At 60.4% G+C, this 19,003-nt stretch carries 17 protein-coding genes and 2 pseudogenes; 13 read left to right on the forward strand and 6 right to left on the reverse strand.

Features of this window, described 5'->3' with window-relative positions; translation table 11 throughout:
* The first annotated feature begins 106 nt into the window (after positions 1-106).
* Complete coding sequence (locus AC5Y5O_RS25555; protein ID WP_165796357.1) at positions 107-376, forward strand: helix-turn-helix domain-containing protein; 270 nt, start codon at positions 107-109, stop codon at positions 374-376.
* A complete protein-coding gene (locus AC5Y5O_RS25560; RefSeq protein WP_096287301.1) occupies positions 363-2,777 on the forward strand; it encodes a DNA primase family protein in 2,415 nt (804 codons plus the stop codon). The genes AC5Y5O_RS25555 and AC5Y5O_RS25560 overlap by 14 nt, the downstream gene beginning before the upstream one ends.
* Positions 2,778-3,512: 735 nt before the next feature.
* Here the strand turns inward: AC5Y5O_RS25560 and AC5Y5O_RS25565 are convergent.
* The 3 genes from AC5Y5O_RS25565 to AC5Y5O_RS25575 are packed head-to-tail and all read right to left on the reverse strand — an operon-like array spanning position 3,513 to position 5,422.
* Complete coding sequence (locus AC5Y5O_RS25565; RefSeq protein WP_096287303.1) at positions 3,513-3,953, reverse strand: hypothetical protein; 441 nt, start codon at positions 3,951-3,953, stop codon at positions 3,513-3,515.
* A gap of 47 nt (positions 3,954-4,000) precedes the next feature.
* On the reverse strand, positions 4,001-5,068 hold the full coding sequence (locus tag AC5Y5O_RS25570) for an Rv0964c family protein (RefSeq protein WP_133160851.1): 1,068 nt from the start codon (positions 5,066-5,068) through the stop codon (positions 4,001-4,003).
* A gap of 15 nt (positions 5,069-5,083) precedes the next feature.
* Positions 5,084-5,422: a WXG100 family type VII secretion target gene (locus tag AC5Y5O_RS25575; RefSeq protein WP_165796359.1), complete on the reverse strand. Its 339-nt coding sequence runs from the start codon at positions 5,420-5,422 to the stop codon at positions 5,084-5,086.
* A gap of 172 nt (positions 5,423-5,594) precedes the next feature.
* On the opposite strand from AC5Y5O_RS25575, the gene AC5Y5O_RS25580 reads away from it, so the two are divergent.
* Positions 5,595-5,828 carry a hypothetical protein gene (locus tag AC5Y5O_RS25580; RefSeq protein ID WP_500027958.1) on the forward strand — a complete coding sequence of 78 codons (234 nt, stop codon included), beginning with the start codon at positions 5,595-5,597 and terminating at the stop codon, positions 5,826-5,828.
* A gap of 142 nt (positions 5,829-5,970) precedes the next feature.
* Here the strand turns inward: AC5Y5O_RS25580 and AC5Y5O_RS25585 are convergent, their stop codons facing one another.
* Positions 5,971-6,639, reverse strand: coding sequence for a hypothetical protein (locus AC5Y5O_RS25585; protein ID WP_500027959.1), 669 nt, complete (start codon positions 6,637-6,639; stop codon positions 5,971-5,973).
* 350 nt (positions 6,640-6,989) lie between these two features.
* Here AC5Y5O_RS25585 and AC5Y5O_RS25590 point away from each other — a divergent pair, with 350 nt between their 5' ends.
* Positions 6,990-7,547, forward strand: coding sequence for a hypothetical protein (locus AC5Y5O_RS25590; RefSeq protein WP_500027961.1), 558 nt, complete (start codon positions 6,990-6,992; stop codon positions 7,545-7,547).
* A 111-nt stretch (positions 7,548-7,658) separates the two neighbouring features.
* Here the strand turns inward: AC5Y5O_RS25590 and AC5Y5O_RS25595 are convergent, their stop codons facing one another.
* Positions 7,659-7,922, reverse strand: coding sequence for a helix-turn-helix domain-containing protein (locus tag AC5Y5O_RS25595; RefSeq protein ID WP_500027964.1), 264 nt, complete (start codon positions 7,920-7,922; stop codon positions 7,659-7,661).
* Positions 7,923-8,099: 177 nt separating this feature from the next.
* Between AC5Y5O_RS25595 and AC5Y5O_RS25600 the strand changes: the two genes are divergently transcribed.
* The 6 genes and pseudogenes from AC5Y5O_RS25600 to AC5Y5O_RS25625 form a co-directional block, all read left to right on the forward strand.
* Positions 8,100-8,237, forward strand: a complete 138-nt coding sequence (locus AC5Y5O_RS25600; protein ID WP_500027966.1) for a hypothetical protein — start codon at positions 8,100-8,102, stop codon at positions 8,235-8,237.
* A gap of 20 nt (positions 8,238-8,257) precedes the next feature.
* Entirely contained in the window at positions 8,258-8,551 is a 294-nt protein-coding gene (locus tag AC5Y5O_RS25605) for a DUF732 domain-containing protein (RefSeq protein WP_500027968.1), read from the forward strand.
* 48 nt (positions 8,552-8,599) lie between these two features.
* Positions 8,600-8,920 (forward strand): hypothetical protein, encoded by a 321-nt coding sequence (locus tag AC5Y5O_RS25610; RefSeq protein WP_500027970.1) that lies wholly within the window; start codon positions 8,600-8,602, stop codon positions 8,918-8,920.
* 857 nt (positions 8,921-9,777) lie between these two features.
* Positions 9,778-10,008: a hypothetical protein gene (locus AC5Y5O_RS25615; protein ID WP_500027972.1), complete on the forward strand. Its 231-nt coding sequence runs from the start codon at positions 9,778-9,780 to the stop codon at positions 10,006-10,008.
* A gap of 1,432 nt (positions 10,009-11,440) precedes the next feature.
* Positions 11,441-12,514, forward strand: a pseudogene (locus tag AC5Y5O_RS25620) (serine/threonine-protein kinase); the annotation flags it as partial.
* Positions 12,515-12,874: 360 nt separating this feature from the next.
* Positions 12,875-13,525 (forward strand): annotated as a pseudogene (locus AC5Y5O_RS25625) (sensor domain-containing protein); the annotation flags it as partial.
* 171 nt (positions 13,526-13,696) lie between these two features.
* On the opposite strand, the gene AC5Y5O_RS25630 reads toward AC5Y5O_RS25625, so the two are convergent.
* Positions 13,697-14,737: a hypothetical protein gene (locus AC5Y5O_RS25630; RefSeq protein WP_500027975.1), complete on the reverse strand. Its 1,041-nt coding sequence runs from the start codon at positions 14,735-14,737 to the stop codon at positions 13,697-13,699.
* Positions 14,738-15,162: 425 nt separating this feature from the next.
* On the opposite strand from AC5Y5O_RS25630, the gene AC5Y5O_RS25635 reads away from it, so the two are divergent.
* The 3 genes from AC5Y5O_RS25635 to AC5Y5O_RS25645 all read left to right on the forward strand — a co-directional run bounded on the left by AC5Y5O_RS25635 (position 15,163) and on the right by AC5Y5O_RS25645 (position 18,943).
* The gene (locus AC5Y5O_RS25635; protein ID WP_500027977.1) at positions 15,163-16,908 is read left to right on the forward strand and encodes a phospholipase D-like domain-containing protein; all 1,746 of its coding nucleotides are present in this window, start codon (positions 15,163-15,165) and stop codon (positions 16,906-16,908) included.
* 47 nt (positions 16,909-16,955) lie between these two features.
* Positions 16,956-18,110, forward strand: a complete 1,155-nt coding sequence (locus AC5Y5O_RS25640; RefSeq protein ID WP_500027979.1) for a T6SS phospholipase effector Tle1-like catalytic domain-containing protein — start codon at positions 16,956-16,958, stop codon at positions 18,108-18,110.
* Between the two features lie 233 nt (positions 18,111-18,343).
* Positions 18,344-18,943 carry a recombinase family protein gene (locus AC5Y5O_RS25645; protein ID WP_096287329.1) on the forward strand — a complete coding sequence of 200 codons (600 nt, stop codon included), beginning with the start codon at positions 18,344-18,346 and terminating at the stop codon, positions 18,941-18,943.
* Positions 18,944-19,003 lie beyond the last annotated feature (60 nt).

Below are 19,003 nucleotides of genomic sequence, written 5' to 3' on the forward strand. Positions count from 1 at the left end.
CGGAATCGCAACGACCGAGCCCGGTGAGCCATCGGGCGTATCCGGTGATGCACGAGCGTTTCTCGTCTATTTCCAGTGTATTTTGCTCCCTCTCGTCCGAGAAGAGATGAGCGGGGAAGTCCTGCTCGGCTTCGGTCGCCGCAGACCGGCTGGGGGCAAGATGATTGATGACGAGCAGGCCGAGGTGCTTACCACCCGGGATCTAGAAAAGATGCTCAAGGTCCCGCGCAAGACTCAGATGGACCTGCGGGCCCGCGGCGGTTTCATCCCACACTTCTTTGTGGGACACAAGGTGTTCTACCGCAAAGAGGCTGTCCTGCAGTGGATTCGGGAACAAGAGTCCACTGCGACGAGGGGTCCCGATGGCCGCTCCTAACGTGACAATGCTCCGAGCTGAGCAGTCCGCCGACAGCCACGAGGATGCTGATAGCACAAGCGATATCAGCGGGGGCCTGGTTGGTGACGGTGCCGAGCGGGCCGACGTCCGGCTGTTTCTCGACTCCGTGTTCGGTAGCGATACCGGGATAGTGGTCTTTGCGCTGGGAATCAATCCTCGCCGCAATCCCAATAGTGGCAAGTACGAGCACGGCTCTTGGAGTGAGCGCAATGGGGAGAAGATCGTGTTCGGGTGGCCGGAGGAGGCTGAGCAGATCTGCGACGCGATCGACCAGTACGCCCACCGGGGTGATCTCTACGTCGTTCCGTATCTGAGGCGTAGTCGGGCGCGCCGTAAGGGTGACGCGGTGATCCTGCGGCTGGTGCACACCGACGGGGATAAGGGACTCGATCAGGAGAAGATCGACCGGCTCGCCGATCTCGGCGCATTTGTGATCGGCTCGGGGTCACCAGGCAATGGGCATGTATATGTACCGCTGAATGAGGAAGTGAGCCAGGTTGCGCATATTGCATTGTGCAGGGGGCTCATTGAGTATCTGGACGGCGACAAGGCCAAGCACAGCGACAACGACTTGTTGAGGCCGGTGGGTGGCTACAACTTCAAGTCCACCGTCTTCGAGGGCTTGCCTGCTCGTCAGGTGCAATGGCTGATCAAGCCGAACGGGACGCGGGTGGATCCGCACACTCTTGCCGCTCTGCTCGGGGTGGACCTCGCCGCCGCCGAGGAGAGGGCCAAGACGAACGGCCGAGCCAACAAGGAGAAGGCCAGGATCACCGGGACGGCACGAGTGATTTCTCAGCACCATGCCGAGGATCCCAAACCGATCGATTTGGAGAGATATCCGAAGGTGGGGGAGGCGCTGGCGGAAGTGAGCGAGCCACCTGACCGCTCCCGGGACCTGCACCGTGTGGTGCGTGCGGTCTACGACGCGAATCTGACCGAGGCCCATGCAGTATGGGCGGTGCAGCAGCGCGACGATCTGGCCGATCGCCTCAGCGAACACCCCGATGACGTGGCCCGTAGCTGGTCGAAGATTGACGTTGAGCAGCGATTGGCGCATACCGACAAAGGCAACGCCACCCAGCTGGTCGCCGAGTATTCGCCGGGCATCCGCTACGTGCCCGAGATCGGAAAGTGGATGCACTGGAACGGGGTGCTTTGGCATTTCGACCCTGATACCGGGACGATCGACACCGCGGCCGGTCAAATTGCCACCGAATTGCCGGGGGCCACCAAGAGAGACCGCAGCCACCGCAAGCGGTCGTTGTCGGCCGCGGGCATCGGCGCGATGGTGCGGCTAGCTCGTTCGGATCCGGCGATGCGGTGCAGCCGTGACCGACTCGATGCCAGCGGTTGGCAGCTCAACACCCTCAGCGGGATCGTGAACCTGCGCACCGGGGAGATCTGCGATCATCATCCTGATGCCTGGCACACCAAGATCACCGGTGTGGGCTATGACCCCGAGGGCGATTGCCCGCGGTGGACGGAGTTTTTGAGAACCACTTTTGAGGGCGATGAGGAATTGATCGCCTATGTACAAGGCTTGTGCGGGTATGCCGCCATCGGCAAGGTGCTGGCCAATATCCTTCCGTTCTTCTGGGGAGCCGGGCAAAACGGGAAGACGGTATTGCTTGAGGTAATTTCGAGGGTGCTGGGTGATTACGCCATCGCGGCACCGGCCAACTTCCTGCTGGCGGGCCGCGATAAGCACGAGACCGAAATTGCCCGGCTGGCCGGAGCTCGTTTTGTGGTGTGCTCGGAGATCAATCAAGGTACCCGTTTCGATGAGGCCAAGGTCAAAGTACTGACCGGCGGTGACACACTCACCGGCCGCTTCATGCACGGCAATTTCTTCGATTTTTCTCCATCGCACATGTTGATCCTGGTTGGAAACCATCAACCCGCGGTCGGTGCCGGTGGGTATGCGTTTTGGCGTCGGGTCCGCCTTGTGCCATTCACGCACCAGGTCCCCGAGGACAAGAGAAACAAACACCTCGCCGACGAACTTGTCGCGGCCGAGGGCCCGGCGATCTTGGGCTGGATCGCGAGGGGTGCCGCCACAGTGGCCTCCGATGAGTTGGTCACCCCCGAGCGCGTGATGACGGCCACGGAGGAATACGAAGAGTCGGAGGACCGCACAAAGCAATTCCTCGATGACTGCACGACCCGGGGCACCGGTGAGGATCGAGAGTTGGTCGGTGACGTGTACCAGCGCTACATCGAGTGGTGCCATGCCAACCGGTTCAAGGACCCGCTGGAAAGCCGTGTCTTCGCCCGGGAGATTTATTCCAGGGGATATCAGAAGGCCAAGTCGAACGGCAAGCGCTACATCCACGGCCTTAAGCTCACCCGGCAAACCTGGGACCGGCAGCAGCAATGAGAGCACATAGCAAAGGGTCATATCCGGTCGCCTATATGTCCCTTTGGATTCCCTGCCGAGATTCCGCAAGGGTCGTGCAGTGTCATCGAGGGACAAACTGTAGGGACATCTGATTGTGCTCTTTTACCAGATCAAAGTCCCCAAGGGTCGTGTAGGGTCATCAATTCCCACCTTGCAAAAGGTACAAAAGAAACTCCTTCAGACTATTAACGAAGAGTTACTGCGGAACCAATAGCGAAATGTTGTTTAATGACCCTGCTTGGTAAGCAGCAAACACGGGGCGGATCCTCGTTGTGTGCTCCACCCCGCCCCCCGGCTGGATCGTTCGATATGGCCGTGCGTCTTTAGTGGCGCAACGCATTAAAGCGGAAGTCAAGTACTGGCTTAGTTCGCGGCAAATAAACCACCTGGCGAACGGCACGCTTCGGAGCGCGGTTAGCAGTCGATAGATCAGCCCGTTGTGTTCGCGACCAGGCGTTTTACCCCATAACACCCCAGAGATCGTCAAATTTTTGTCAAAGATATGGATTTAAGTGACGCAAAAGTCGCCCGATTTGACCTGAACTCGACGAGTGTGACGACCCGAGAGAACCGATCCCTACTGCGCATCGCCGATGCCGATGTCCTCCTCAGTGATCCCGGTGTTCGTCGCCGATGTTCATGGAGACCTGAGTCGGCGTCTTGCTCATCCTCATCGTGCTACGGGATCCGCATATCCCACGACCGTCGGCCGATTCAGCTCGCGCATCGTCGTTGGAGCTCAGCATGAACGTCCTTGAGCTTCTCCGCGTTTTGCGTGAAATCGGTGCCGAATTGCCTGTCGGAAGGAGTCGGGCCCACTGAGGTCGGTGATACCGACTGGCTCTCGGCCACCCAGCGCTTCCATTGCTCGAACAGGTCGCGGTTGATCGCCACCATCGCATCCGCCTCGGACCGTAGACCCGGTGAGCTGATCCGGCCCGCGTAGGACTGCAATTCGTTAATCATGTTCCGATAAGCGACTTCCGTCTTGCTGTTGTTGGCGTCGGGTTCCTGCGCCGCTGTCCGGGCCGAGGCGAGCTGGGACTCGTAGTAGCTCCACATGGCCCGCGCCGTCGCGCAATCGGCCGCCTTGCCTCCGGCCGGTCGGACCAGTAGCCAGACCGAGGCGACCATCAACACCGTGAAGATTCCCACCGCGGCGAATCGCAGTGCCCGACGGGAAGAGTGCCTCGTGGCTGCGGTCAATGCGGAGCCGTCATCACGGGAACGGTTGGTGTCGGTAATTTGCCGTTCACGATCGGAATGGAGCCACCGCAGCCGTCCGGTAGGTAGAACGTCTTACCCGGGTACATCGCGGACGTATTCATGATCTCGCCCAGCGAGACCGGCTTCCACGGCATCGCCATCGGGTAGCCGGTGATACCGCCTAAGCTGCCTGTGCCTTGCAGGACCTTCGTGGTCTCCATCTCGTACGTGTTCTCGATCCACCGGGCTGAATACCACTTCCCGTCGGCACCCTGGACCATCTTGGTGATCCCGGTGGCCTGGCCCCCGGTGAGTCGGATCTTGTAACCCTGTTGCACGTCAAACCCGTTGGCGGTGTTGCTAAGTCCCGTCTTGTCCGTGGTGAGCAGGCCGGTGGACGGACCGGTCGCAAGCTTCTCCGGAATGGTCGTTGGCTGCCATGGGACGTACGGCCCCTGAGGGGGCGAAAAGGGATCGTCGTACGAGCGCGATGTGTCGAGCTGCCATTGGCCGGTCGTGCTGTTCTGGCCCGCAGGTGGGGTATCCAGCTGCCCTCCCGGTATCCGCACACCGCCGGGACCGGGTGAAATCGGGATGTCGCCGTCGGCCATATTGATCGCGGTCGCAAGTTCCTGGTCGACTGCGTTGGCTTCGGTGAGAATCGCGTCCAGGCGCGGCTGCAGTTGTTCTTCGGCGATGAACGCTTCCATGGGTAGGGCGGTCGACGTCGGGACGACCTTGTTGGTCACCGGATCGATCATCATGTGCATTTCGGCTGCATCATGACGCAACGTGCGCAGCTCGGACTGGACATGCTCGATGTCTTCAGCGGCTTTCCCGGCCGCCGCGCCGACCGCCAAGGATTCATTCCCGTGAGCATCAAGGTCTTGGCGGATGGACGCGTTGCTATGTCTCCGAGCCTCCGCGGTGGCTCCTTCCCAGCTGTCGAACACCGCCAACGAACTCAGGTGCTGCGAAGCCTCCAAAGTGGCTTGCCCACGGGCATTGGCTGCATGGAAGACGGTGCGCACCGCATCAGCGCTCCATCGATCAATATCGGCCACCGTCAACATCATCGATCACACCCCGGCCGAACCAGCTATCCCGCCGACACCTCGTATGACCGCGCGGACCTTCTCGACGTTCTCCTGCTCCATCGTGGCGAAGGTGATTCCATCGGTGTTCAGGTCGACCGCATGGCCGCCGACCCGGCCCACGAGCCTGCGCGACGTCTCCAACCAGGTCTCCGTCTTCACGGCGAGCGCTGCCGCGGAGCTGCCCACCCAGCCGGTCTGAGCGGACACAATCTGGTTGTCCGATGACAAGTGGGCGGTCGCGAGATCCTCAGCCTGCCCGCCGACATGCGCCGCCGACGATGCCAACGCTTCCAGGTCGACTTCCAATTTCCCGTCTGCCACCACTGCCCCCTTGCCCTAGGCCGGACCCATGGCTCCATAGCACTAGAGCGAGTACCCCTCTGCAAGTCACCGCTAATCCCAGCCCCAGAACAAGAGTTGACATGCAGGAATTGTCGGATTAACTGGGATTCGACAAGGCCCTCAGATAGCGCTGTTCCACGGAGGCAGTTCCATGCAAATCCTCGCCGTCGCAGGTATCGCCGCGGCGTTTGCGCTCATCTGCTTGGCCATCTACCTGTTCGGCCGGTACCTACAACGCCGGGGCCACGACCTCACCTACGTTGACCCGCGCTACCCCGACTCCATGCAGGCAGTGGATCCAAAGATGGACGTCCCACCGCCGGGTCGGCCATACACCAGCCTCACTCACGAGGATGATCAAAACCCGCCCACACAAGCGCGATAGCGAGAAGCCGGTCAGTGGGTTAGGGCTGACCCCGCTGCCAACACCGAGCTGGGCGACGAGACGACCAGTTGATCCGAACCTGGATGCTGCTTGAAGTTGATGTCGAGCAGGGCCTGGTGTCGGGTGAACCGGTTTTGCTTGCCTATGCGGCCCAGTACTCCAACATAGGCTCGTTGCTCAGCACGCTCGAACCCTGAGTAATGATCAGCGCGCTAGGCGAAACTGAGTACTGCACACCGTTGTTGGTCACAACGAAGCCAGCTCCGGTCCGCACTGGGTCGTCGATCTCGACGGACAGGCCGTTTCCTAGGCCGAGGCCTCGGTAGTAATACCGACCAACACCGGTTTGGCAGATCACCAGCACCGAGGCTGCTGTTCGAGCGATCACCACAGCTGGGTTGACGGAGTTGCACCGCGCACCGGGGTAGCTCAGGAAGCCTTGACGGTCGGCATCCGAAGGGATTCCCGGAGTATTGCCCCCGGACGGCGGCGCTGCGGGGGCTGGATACGTCACGTTTGGACCAGGAGCCGCCGCGGGCGGCGGAAAGGTTCCGGGCGACGGCACGTTCTCCTGCGGGCACTCAACCCGGGTATGGCTGTACTGGCCAAAGCATGCCGACGCTTGACCAGGATGAAGTGCGAAGCCAAAGCTGGTTAAAGGTGTTAGGACAGAGTGGTTTTCGCCCATGAATACCGCGAACACGACTTCCTCTGCGCCATCGTTGCCCTCTGCGTAGGGGCCCAGGATCGCGAGGTCGTTACCGATCGCAGATTCCGTCGGGTAGGTACCAAAAACAAACGCCGCCCTCACCAGGGACGGATTACTCCCGGGAACATCGGGCGAGCTGACACACTGGCCACCACTTGTCGCTGACGGCATGAGCCTGCGGCGGTCGGCTACCGGAGAATTGCACACCGAGCGGACCCACTGATTCATCGTTCCGCTCAGTCGTCCGGATGGAGGCGTTCCTGACGGCGTGGACCTCGACGAGGAGCATCCAGCCGATATAACGAAGGCGAAAATGGCGATCAAGCCAAGCGCCTTGTTCATAGGTACCGCCTCCCGGGTCTGGCGGTGTCGGCAACTGATTTTTGCACCCGAAGTCGTCATGCGCGGTGGATTCGCCCGGTTCACCGGGCAGGGATAACCTTCCAAATCGGATGCTGTTTGGAACCTCCACCAGCGACACTTCTGGTTGGTCTGACTGCTTAAGGTTGACGTTCTATTGGCCGAGCATCACCCACCGCTGTCCGCCGGGCCGAGCTTCTTCGAAGCCAATTTGTGGCGTGCTCCAAAGCCTCTCGCACCAAGTCCCCGATCGCCTCGGCGGTCGGCGCGGCCAACTCATTGCACGCGTAAGCCAATTCAACGTCAACGTCGGCACCACCATCGGTATCCAGTTGCTCCCGACGCAAACCGACAAAGAAGCCCGCCGCACGACCGGTGAGATGCCGCTCGACAGGCGACAATGGGGCCTCGCAGTCAGTGACGACCACCTGAATGCCGCCTTCCAGGCTCGCGACCATCGTCACGCAGCTGCCGGTAACCTCAACCTCGAAGCTGGTGCCGAAGCGCGCGCCCAGTTCGGCACAGATCTCGGCGTAACCGAATCCGCCCTCGTCGCTTCTGGTAATGCTTTCACTCCTGGCAATGGACCTATCGATTGGCGGTACATGCCGACGCAACTTCCGCAGATGCGAGGTGTATTCCCGAGTTGAGGGTCGCCCCCGTTCCGGTCTGTTCAGCCTGCCGCGGCCAGCGAGATTGGCGCGTTACCCCTCTGAGTCATGAACCGGATCGCATTGGAAGACAAAATGAGCCAGCTTCCATCACCCAGATTCTCCCGGCGGTAACGGCAATTCAGTCACCAGGTCTCCGGCATCGATGTCAAGCCCGTCAGCGATCTTGATGATGGTCTCCAACCTAAGGCTGCGCTGGCCCCGCTCCACCTTGCCGAGCTGTGTCCAGTGGATCCCGCAGCGGACAGCTGCGGCCTCCTGGCTGAGACCGAGCGCTACGCGACGGTCACGGACCCGTTCGCCGAACACTCGGGTGGTCTCGTTAAGGGCTGGCTTGGATCGGTCGTCTGACACGAGGGCAACCACATACGGCCCGCGTGGAATCGACCAGAGCGTTATGTACGCATGCGTATTGACCCCATGTCTAATCGCCCTTTAGAGTTGCTGTAGTGACTTAATCACTCCAGTCAGGGCGGTTCACTGGCGAGCCGCAACTCGGTAGCTGCAGCCTCTTCCGAAGGGGACAACACGATGAAGGCTATTGCGGCCCTGGTTGCGGTCACAGCCGCGGTGTTCCTGCTCGGTACCGGTACGGCCAGGGCTGATTGCCGTACCGATTGCTATGACAGCGGCAACACCGGCTATCACTGCGTGACCACATGCAACTGAGACGACTTGCGGCTTCGGCCATGGCCGCGCCCCTGGCATTGTTGTCCTTCGGGGTCGCTCATGCCGATAGCAACGACGACGACTTCGTCCAGAAGGCGAACAGCAATGGGGTCGTTGGGGCTCCGGCTGATCTAGTCCGGATCGCGCATCAGGTTTGCGGAGGTCTCGATAGCGGAACTGGTCCAGACGCCATTGCTGATGCTCTTGTGTCTCAGCTGGGCCTGCGATCGGATCGGGCGGCGATCTTTGAGGCGCTTTCAGCGACGCACTACTGCCCGAAATACGGCAATCTGCAGTTCAAGAATCCCCATTAGGCTCGGCAAGCAGTGCGGACTACTTCTCCGAGAATGCCACGGTTCCAAATGAAAATCACCGGACTATTGGCCGGAGGGGTTGGCACTCTGGCGTCAGTCACAGCCGCTACGGCGACGTTGGCCCCCGTCGCCCATGCCGAGACGCCGTACTCCTACTGCCTCAAGACAGACGGGGTGCCCTTTGACTCCAAGCCGGACATGTATATCGCGGTGGGCAAGAAGGTGCTCTACGACGAGCAGCACGGCCAATCCTTCATGCAGGTGGTTCAGGAGCTAGAGCGAGAGGGAGCCCCTGCGAACGAAGCAGCCGCGATCGCCGCCTGTGCCCAGAAGGTGAACTGCACCGACCTGCTCCACTGTGGACCCTAATCGCCCCAATTGACCTTGAGGAGACAAATGATGAACGGGCATCGTGCAGGGAGTCGTTGGAAAGACCGGCACGGGTGGGCGGCTCCACAAGGACGTCGCGAAATGAAAACAGCACTCGCAGCAGCGCTGGCGGTCGGTGCGACGCTATTCGCTTCGATCCCAATCGGATTCAGCGATTCTCCCTGCGTCGTAGACCCGGTCCACCCCTGGTTCGACAACGGGCAATGCCCCTGGGACACGCCCCCGCCAGGTGGTTATCGACCTCCGCCAGCGGGCCCAGGGGCGCGGTTCGGCAACCCCGGCCCTAGCTGCGGCACTGGGGCATTCGCGCAGTGCTGATGGCCTCGGTCGCTTGGAATCTCCGGTGCGCCGTGACTCCTGATTTGTTGTGGCGCTACGTCTTCAGGCCGCGGCAGACCAACCCATCGATGACACTTTTGCAGGGTAATGGTGCGGTGGATGCGGCATTGATCGATCTGTGTCCGCAGCTAATGCGCACCGACAACCGCGAACCAGTGCTTCTCCCTTTGCAGTAGCGACAAGCTCGGAAGTCGGAGGTCTTTTGTGGTCACATGTGCGCTCTTGCAATCTGCTACGGGTACAGGCGTTTGCTCGTTAGGCTCTGAGCCGTGAAGCGGATGCTGCTCGTGGCCGCTGTTGTCGCGGTATTGAGCATGGCTGGGATACCGGATGCCCACGCCGACCAATACGTCAGAACTGAATCTGGCCGGGTGCGGTGCGTTGTACAACCCGACAAGGTGGCATGTGAAGCGAGCGGCGTGCAAAGTGTCGGCTTCCCGCAGGCACCCATTACGATGCCCGAATCGCAATGCAGGTACGCACCATGCCCTGGGGGTATGCACCAGGACCTTGCTGAGGTTACGGCCGCGGGGGCTTTCCGCTGGATGGACGGGAACATCGGAGGTGTCGGTCCGGATTGGGTTCAAACCGACACCACGTTGGCCTACGGCCAGACCTACCACGTCAATGGCTGGACAATCCTTCCGAACAGCGATGGCACCCGGTTCACCAACGACGGCACCGGCCACGGCATGTTTGTCAGCATCGAGAACGTCTCGTCCTTCTGACTCACACAATGATGTTCGTCCGAAGAAGAGTCGCCGAGGAGCAACATATGGTCAGGTCCACGCTGTTGGCCATTGCCGTGATGGCTGGGATCCCCGGGTTAGCCACTGTCGGCGCAACACCGGCTCGTGCTGATCCGGCAACCGCCTGCCATGCCACATCCCCGAACTGTGCCGTCGTACCCGGCATGAAAGACGGATACATGGGCCAGCCTTGCGCAAATTGGACGCGGTACGTCTATGGGTTTGGGCCCCGCGGTGAAATTCTGGCGTGTCGTTCCTTTGACGGAGGAAAGTCCGGCCAGTGGGCGCAAGGTGGGAGCCTGACTGGGGTCCGGGAAATTGGGACGCCATGTTCAAGCTGGCAGGTAGGGCAGGGCCCAGATGGTCGGCCTCTTTGGTGTTTCACTCAGGGCCCTTATCAGGCGTCAGGGGATCCTAATCATCCCGACGGCACATGGACGCCGCTATCAGTTCCCGGCGGAGGTGGATAAGCAATGACAAGAAGCCACGGATCTGCAGCTCCTTTTCGAGGAGCGGCTTCGGGTGGGGTTCTGCTGTCGATCGTGTTGCTGACCGCCGGTTGGGATCTGCCAGTCGCGGTGGCCGATGATCCGACGCCGGTCGTGCGCAGCTGCTCTCTCCCGCCGGAAGTCCAGCCAGCATCGATAATGTTGTTGTGCGACAACACTTTAAATGTCGACAAAATAGTATGGAGCAGATGGGGAATTGATGGCGCGACGGGCCGCGGCATTGAGTTTCGAGTGATCTGTGAACCAAACTGTGCGAATGGAAGGGCGATCTATTCCCCGGTGATCGTTACCCTCAGCGGTGCCGTCCCTCCCGACTTCCACTTCACAAGCGCGACTATCAATAACCCTGCCACCGGCGGCTCCCAGGCGGTCCCGCTCGGGTAGCCAACCCGGGCCACGATCCGAGAGTTGGGTAAACGTCTCTAGAAATTGGTACGACAAATGCAAGGAAGAAGTCGTCGATCTTGGTTGGCAGCCATCGCAATCGCTGTCAGCGTCGCGGGCTGTAGCTCAGGACCGACTCGTGATGCGCGGTCGTACCAGGCTGGCTACCACGAGGGAGCGGATGGAGCCATGAACATGATGAGGTCGGGCGTACAGCCCGTTATGGCCTGCAAGAATATGGCGGAGGCGGCGAATGGATGGAACCCCAACCCGTACAACCCACTCGACTATGAGGCAGGCTGCGAGCAGCGTCTTCGCGATCTCGGAAAGTGGAGCGGCCGTTCTATAGATAGATGAAATGGTGAACTCGTTGTCAGCCACTGGGCAGGGATCGGTCCCTCAGTTCTTCTGCGGTGGCCTGGTTGAGCCTGGCCCGGCTGGTCCTCAATTGAACGGAAGTGCACGAGCCTTCCCTAAAACCGAGCCCATGTCGTGCTTAGCGCTTCTAGTATTCGTGCATGCCGTTGGCCAGCGGTCAAGCCTTTGCCGGGTACGCGATCATTCGCCTGCTGGGCTCTGGCGGTATGGGTGAGGTCTACCTTGCTCAGCATCCGCGGCTCCCGCGCCGAGATGCGCTGAAACTATTGCCTCGGGAGTGGTCGGCCGACGAGGAGTTCCGGGCCCGCTTCGCCCGGGAAGCCGATCTCGCTTCGACACTCTGGCATCCCCACATCGTCGGTGTGCACGATCGCGGTGAGGAAGACGGGCAGCTGTGGATATCCATGGACTTCGTCGATGGCCTCGATGCGGCCCGGCTCCTGGCCGATCGGTACCCCGCCGGAATGCCGATCGAAGATGTCGTTCGTATCGTCACCGCGGTCGCCAGCGCGCTGGACTACGCGCACAAGCAACAACTTCTGCACAGAGATATAAAGCCCGCAAACATCATGATCACCCACCTCGACGACGATGGTGAGCAACGAGTTCTCCTGACGGACTTCGGAATAGCCCGCAACGTCAACGACATCAGCGGGCTGACCAAGACCAACGTCACCGTAGGGACAGTGGCATACGCCGCTCCTGAACAACTTTTGGGTGAGAACATCGATGGCCGAGCTGATCAGTACTCCTTGGCGGCCACGGCATTTCACCTGCTGACCGGATCGCGCCTATTCGAAAACTCTAATCCTGCAGTCATCATCAGTCGCCATCTCAACGTGTCACCACCGGCTTTGGCTGACTGGCGACCTGCTCTTGCCAAATTCGACCCGGTGCTGGCCCGCGGTCTGGCCAAGCGCCCAGAAGACCGGTTCGAACGTTGCTCCGACTTCGCGCGGGCCCTGGCCGAACGAATCGACTCGGCCAATGGAACAACAACTTCGGCTCCCACCGCGTCGACACCCAGGGCAACGCCTGCAGTCGAAGCTAGGGCTCGACCACCTTGGCGACGGGCCGCATTCGTAGCGGTCTTAGTTGTCGTTCTATTGGTTGCTTCAATCGGTGTGGTTAAGGCAGTAATGCGACAATCACAGCATGACCGAGCCGCGATCAGCACCGCTAGTGCGGCGGCATCGGCCGCGCCGACAATGACTTTCGAGAGCATGCGTGACTTCGTCACCGGCTATTACGCCGACCTTCCGGCACATCCCAACGATGCATGGGCCAAACTCGATGCACATTGCCAAAAGCAAACAGGGCAGCGCGAATTCGTAGACTTCTGGGCGACGATACTGTCGGTGACAGTTCTCTCGGTCGGACCGCGCGACGCCAGCAGCGTGGTGGCCGAACTCAAGTACGTCCGACGTAACGGCACGTCCAATACCGAAAATCGTTGGCTCAAGATGACATTGGTGAACGGCGTTATGCTGCTCGACGAATCAGATCGCGTCGGATCAGTCAGCGGATCACCGACGACACCACCACCGCAGCCGTTGTTCTCGCCGAGGGCGATTGATCAAGTCTTATTGACGCCCGACCAGCTGAGCAAGTTGCTGGGCGTCAACGTAACCAACAACCCGGGCGGGGGTGGCGGTGGCAGTGCGCTTGCCATCAAGTCGTCGTCGTACGGGATGTCGGATCATTCGGGCCGGGTCAAGCCGGTGTCTTGTGTCGGAGTGGCCTTCGCCGGAGAGCACGACGTCTACGCCATTTCCGACCCTGCGGCGATCAAGGTCCAAACATTCGGAGAACAGTACGGCGGCTCGGGTAGTACCAACTACGTAGAGGAAGTCGCGGCTGTCTTTACCTCTGCGGAGCAGGCTCAAGCGATCCTGAAATCTGCTCAGGACCAATGGAATTCCTGCATCGGCAGTGAGGTTGATGTGACCCTGGGCTATGAAAATGGACGCGGATTCAAGCTCGGTGGGGTGCAGCACGACGGCGATTTGATTGCCATCTCGATGGCGTCCGCGGACGGTTTGACCGGGCTGCACTCTTGTCAGCAAGCGCTTGGAGTCCGAGCGAACGTCGTCGTCGAAGCCCGCACATGTGAAGACCCAACGGTCCCGAACTTTACCTGGGAGCACCCCTTGGTTAGCCCCGGATGGGCCTCGCCCACGGCCGTGCCCCTTGCCAAGGCCATGCTCGACAACGTGAAGACCTGAAGCAGCTGGCGATCGCGACAACGCTGCGGCACGCCGTTGCGGCCTTAGTCGCAGCTCAACCGGGGCAGGTGGTGCAGCCGCCTCGCGGAGGGGTGTGGTCAGCTACGGACCGATCGCTTCGAAGACGCAATGTTGGTACCCGCGACCATAGTTGGTCTTGTATCACGTGCTTCACGTGAACGCCTGATGAGCCAGTGCAGCGTACGCAAGAGGGGCCTCGGGGTTGTAGCGCTGAGCGCCCCACTCTCGCAATGCGTCACTTAATGTGGCGGAACCACCGCAGATGGCAGCGCCTATAGCAATGCTGACCAATAGCGGTGATCCCCCTGTAAGCAGTGCCGCTGCCGTCCCCAGCCCGATTGCGCCTATACCGCAAAACCCCCTCAAGGTCACCCCGCGCCAATTTCGACGTGTCATCTGCTCGCTCAATATGGCGATTTCGTCCTCGATTTCAGCGATTAGGTTGGTGCCCAGTAGATCACGATCCGCGGGATCGTCACTGCGGGCGATATCGGCTAATCTGCGATCGAGAAATCGGCGACAACGGCCAAGCTCGTCAGCAAACTTCTCTTTGAACTCGATCAACTGCTTTGGTTCCACCGGTGCTGATGGTACGGGCAGTGCTCGTGGCATGTAGGCGTACCGCAACTCAGGTATGGACGATTGCAGGTTGCTTGACTCGACGAGCCCACGCAACTGATCCGTTCGATCCGTAACAGGCAACATGCCCGGTCTGGCTCCGCTCATGACGCCAGCCAAGTACTTCATGTAGAGATCAGCTGTCTCGGATTCGACATCCCACCAATCCCGGTCATGTTTCTTGGCGAGGCCCATTTGCTCAAGGTCCTCGATCACACGCTCATTGAGCTTTTCCACGTATACCTTGGTGTAGGAAGGGCGGAAGTGACGTCCAGGTAAGGATCCCTCGATAGAGAGCATCTTGAAAAATCCTTGTTCGAAGCTGTCCAGCCTATAATCCACAACTTCGAGCGGGTCAAGAAGCTCCAACAGCCCTCCGTCATGGAGAGCATGCATATATGCATTGACAGGCTGCTGCCCCGCGTAGAGACTGCGGGGGATGATCGTTGCAGCCCGGTCCCAGTACAAAAGTACCTGTGTAAACCATGGTGTCTGCGGCACCTCGATGTTCGGAAAGTAGAGGGCCACTTCTTCCCGTGTCGGCGTGCCCGGGATATTGCCGGTGCTGTTCATGACACTCCCGGGGGATGGGCCGCTAGTTGTGCACGCTGCGGCATCAAGTTCAGATAATAAGCCCGTTGAGCCTGACTAAACCTCGTGAACCAACGGATGTCTTGAAACAGACGAGATATGAGGGTCTCGAACGTCTGTTTCAGGTGGTGCACCACCGCTGCGGCGAGCAGGAATGGCGAAGATGCCGCGCAGGCTTGATCAACAGCGTCAAGGCTTTTCATTGAGTCCACCACGATTGCGGTTGACAAACTGTCAAACTTTCGGCGACTACGCCGTTAGGTACCCGACTACTCTTGTGGCGCGTTCGCCTAGAGACCGATGATTTAGGCGGATCGGCCACCATGCTCCCGTCGCAATGCATCTGGCGTGATTCGACAAGAAGCTCACCGCCTTTCAAGCAGACCGTCCGGAGGAAGGTAAAAGTCATGAGCGACTTCTCGGTCTTCAATGAAGTTGGCGGGTTTCGGGTCAAGCTGTGGCGCGGCGAATCCGCGTGTCTGTTGGGCTTCGACGTCGATGTGCCCGAGGACGACTTCGTTGGGTTTGCCGTTGAGTTCCGGGATCCGGACAGCACCGACTTTCAGTCGCTGCGTAACCGGCTGTCGTTCGGAGCGCCTGACGCGGTCGACGGCTTCCGTAATTTCCCGACGTTGGAGGCTCCGCTGCAGACCTTCCGGTGGGTGCACTTTCCGTGGGAATCCAAAACGGGCATCTACACCTACCGGGTAACGAAGATGCATATGCCCACCGACAACACCCTGACGAAGGGATTGTCGATCGAGTTGCCCATCGAGCTGGGACCGGTGACCGTCCCGGGCTTCCTCGATGTGGGCTTCACGCGAAACTTCGCGTCCTCGCAGGCCTTTGAGGACAAGAAGGCCCGTTTTGGGTTCGGCAACGACATCATCCCGGCCAAGCCCGACCAGGGGTTGGACTTCGCCGCGCACAAGGCCGAGATCACGAAGAAATTCGATATCTACGCATGGTTGGGATTCGAGGCCTATCGGCTGCTGTTCGACTTCCTCGGCTGGGCGGCCAACGACGAGACCGTGCGCATCGACGCGATGGCCTACGACTTCAACGAACCCGACATCCTCGCGCAGTTCGAAGCCCTAGGGGACCGGTTGCGGATCATCATCGACGACTCCGCCGACCACGGCGAGGCCGACAGCGCTGAGAGCCAGGCCGCCGCCCGGCTGATCGCCAGCGCCGGGCACGACAACGTGCACCGTGGCCATTTCCAGAACCTGCAGCACAACAAGGTCCTCATCGCCCGCCGCCGAAGTGACGGAGCACCGCTACGGGTGCTGGGTGGTTCCACGAACTTCTCCTTCCGGGGCCTCTACATCCAGGCCAACAACATGTACGTGTTCACCGACCCGGATGTGGCGGGGCTGTTCGTCGAGATGTTCGAGGAAGCCTTTACCGATATGGCCGGATTTGCGGGGGCCGATCTGGCCGCCAAGTGGCAGGCGGTCAAAAAGCCGGGTCAGCCGACGGTCAAGGTCTGCTTTTCCCCGCACAAGTCCTCGGATCTGTCGCTGGCCCCGGTCGGCGGGGCGATCCAGCAAGCGACGTCGAGCGTGTTCTACTCGTTTGCCTTCATGAACCAGACCAAGTCCGGCCCGGTGCGCAAAGCCTTGGACAATCTGATGGGCCGCCCCGTATTCAGCTACGGCATCGTCAACGAATCCTCTGGGATGGAAATCCACAAGCCCGACGGCGAGATCGGCCTGGTCGACTTCGCCTACCTGTCCAAGCACGCGCCCGAGCCGTTCAAATCGGAGTGGTCCGGCGGCGCAGGCATCAACATTCACAACAAGTTCGTGGTCGTCGACTTCGACCAGCCCGGCGCGAAGGTCTACACCGGTTCGAGCAATTTCTCGCCGTCGGGTGAAGAAGCCAACGGCGATCATCTCATCTCCATTGAGGATCAGCGGGTGGCCACCGCGTACGCGATCGACGCGCTGACCCTGTTCGACCACCTCAACTTCCGCGACCGAATGAAGCAATCCGGGCAATCGAAAACCAAAGCGGCAGCGAAGAAACCGGCGACGCTGCAACTGCAAAAACCGGTCGCGATCTCCGGGGCCGCGCAGCCCTGGTTCGCCAAGTTCTACGAGCAGGGCAGCCAGCGTGAACTCGACCGCATCACGTTCTCCCGACGCTGAAAAGCGACCCCGTACCCAGATTCGACTATGGCGCGGAGGCGAACGACATGACCAGCAGCGGCAGTGCGGGTACGACCGAAGCGAGTGGGCCGCGGAATCTCGTGGTATGTCTCGACGGCACAAGCAACGAGCCGGAGACAGGTTTCACCAACGTGGCTCGGATGTTCGACGTCGCCGAAAAGGGTCCGGCTCAACTGGTTTACTACGATCCCGGTGTCGGCACCATGGGAGCCCCGGGCGCGATCACGCCCTGGGCTAAGGCGCTCACTCGCGTGGCTGGCATGGTCGCCGGGTACGGGATTCGTGACAATATCGAACAGGCCTACACCTGGCTGGCGCACCAATACCGTTCGGGCGACAGGGTCTTCGTGTTCGGCTTCTCCCGCGGGGCCTACACCGCTCGTGCCCTGACGGGCATCCTACGCACGGTGGGTCTGCTGCACGCCGATGCCGACAACCTGGTTCCCTACGCGATCAAACTGTATGCGAAAAGCAGGAAAATGCCCGATCCGGATCAGCCACCGGACGACAACGCCAAGCAGGCTGAGAAGGAATTCTGGAAGCTGCGCAACGATTTCCGGGAACGCTTCGGCAACCCGGTTTTCCCCAACCCGTTCGACCCGCACCGCCAACAGGTGCACTTTCTCGGCGTGTGGGACACCGTCAAATTCGTGGGTTGGCTCAACTTCAAGGCCCAGCTTGAGGTGGCACGGTGGCCTTTCACCGCCAACCTGGCCAACGTAGCAACTGCGCGCCACGCTCTAGCCATCGACGAACACCGACGTCCCTTCGCGGAATACCGTTTTAGAACCGAAGCGGTCGCCACGTCGAACGGGCGGTTCCAAGAGTTATGGTTCGCCGGTGTGCACGGCGATATCGGCGGCCAAAACCGTGACAATGACCGGCTTCCCGACATCGCGTTCTCCTGGATGGTCGAAGAAGCTGCTGCACAAGGACTTACCGTCGATGCAGAGCGCTACCGTCGCCTGGTGGGAGTCAAACTCGATGACGACCTTCCCAGCGATCGAGCATTGGGGATCATCGTTCCCAACAGCAGATGGTGGTGGTTGGCCGGGGGATGGCGACCGCGCCCGATCAGGCCCGAAGACGTGCTACACCCCAGCGTGCAATACCGCATCAACGCGACAAAAAACGACGCCAATCCCTACCGGCCGAAGAACCTGCCGACCATCGGAACATAGCCGCAACGCCCACCCCGGACGCCAGTGTGCGCAGCAGTACTTCGTACTCCGACGCCGCACATAAGCGAAACCGGGCCGAACCGCGCGTTCGCCTTTAACAAGTGACCCGTCTCGAAATGGACCACATGTGAGACGCCGGGCGGATGGCCTCAACCGGTTCGATCCGGCCAGGTCGATCTGTCTCAAAACTCCGTCTCGGAAATAAGACTCGCAAAACCGCGATTCTCATACATATGAGTCAAGAGAACGACGTCGACAGGCATCCGGTCGGACAACGGATTGGCTACACCCGAGTCTCTACCGTTGCCCAAACCCTCGATCAGCAAAACCAAGCCCTTGAAGCGGCAGGGACGACAAAAATCTTCTCCGACACCATATCCGGCGCTCGGGATGACCGTCCCGGCCTGGCGGCGCTGATGGATTACGTCCGGGAGGGCGACGTCGTTGTGGTCTGGAAATTGGATCGGCTGGGCCGCAACATGTTGCACATCTTGGAGACCGTCAAAGAGCTGACCGACCGCGGTGCCAAGTTGATCTCCACCAGCGATGGCATCGACTCGTCCACTCCGGCCGGGCGCATGATGATCGGTGTGCTCGGGTCCCTGGCCGAGTACGAGCGCGAATTGATAAAGGAGCGAACGGCGTTGAAGCGGAATGCCTCTCGCGCTAACGGTACTAAGTTCGGGCGACCTCGAAAGGTCGCCGACGCCGAGCACATCTCCACCGCGAAGCGGATGAAATCCGACGGTCACTCAGGAAAGGCGATTGCCAAGTACCTCGGGGTCAGCCGCGCGACGCTGTATCGCTACCTTTTAAAGGAGCCCGCCATATGAGGGCCAAAAGGCCAGGCCACTTGGGGCCCTTGAGTGTCAAGTTGCATGGGCTGACTGTTC

The sequence above is a fragment of the Mycobacterium sp. NGS40 genome (assembly GCF_059812735.1).

Bases quoted from the DNA above. Each gene is read 5' to 3' on its own strand.
- AC5Y5O_RS25580 (WP_500027958.1), top strand. From the start codon at position 5,595: ATGCAAATCCTCGCCGTCGCAGGTATCGCCGCGGCGTTTGCGCTCATC.
- AC5Y5O_RS25600 (WP_500027966.1), top strand. From the start codon at position 8,100: ATGAAGGCTATTGCGGCCCTGGTTGCGGTCACAGCCGCGGTGTTCCTG.
- AC5Y5O_RS25610 (WP_500027970.1), top strand. From the start codon at position 8,600: ATGAAAATCACCGGACTATTGGCCGGAGGGGTTGGCACTCTGGCGTCA.
- AC5Y5O_RS25555 (WP_165796357.1), top strand. From the start codon at position 107: ATGAGCGGGGAAGTCCTGCTCGGCTTCGGTCGCCGCAGACCGGCTGGG.
- AC5Y5O_RS25615 (WP_500027972.1), top strand. From the start codon at position 9,778: ATGCACCAGGACCTTGCTGAGGTTACGGCCGCGGGGGCTTTCCGCTGG.
- AC5Y5O_RS25645 (WP_096287329.1), top strand. From the start codon at position 18,344: ATGAGTCAAGAGAACGACGTCGACAGGCATCCGGTCGGACAACGGATT.
- AC5Y5O_RS25605 (WP_500027968.1), top strand. From the start codon at position 8,258: ATGGCCGCGCCCCTGGCATTGTTGTCCTTCGGGGTCGCTCATGCCGAT.
- AC5Y5O_RS25630 (WP_500027975.1), bottom strand. From the start codon at position 14,737: ATGAACAGCACCGGCAATATCCCGGGCACGCCGACACGGGAAGAAGTG.
- AC5Y5O_RS25590 (WP_500027961.1), top strand. From the start codon at position 6,990: ATGCTGTTTGGAACCTCCACCAGCGACACTTCTGGTTGGTCTGACTGC.
- AC5Y5O_RS25560 (WP_096287301.1), top strand. From the start codon at position 363: ATGGCCGCTCCTAACGTGACAATGCTCCGAGCTGAGCAGTCCGCCGAC.
- AC5Y5O_RS25640 (WP_500027979.1), top strand. From the start codon at position 16,956: ATGACCAGCAGCGGCAGTGCGGGTACGACCGAAGCGAGTGGGCCGCGG.
- AC5Y5O_RS25635 (WP_500027977.1), top strand. From the start codon at position 15,163: ATGAGCGACTTCTCGGTCTTCAATGAAGTTGGCGGGTTTCGGGTCAAG.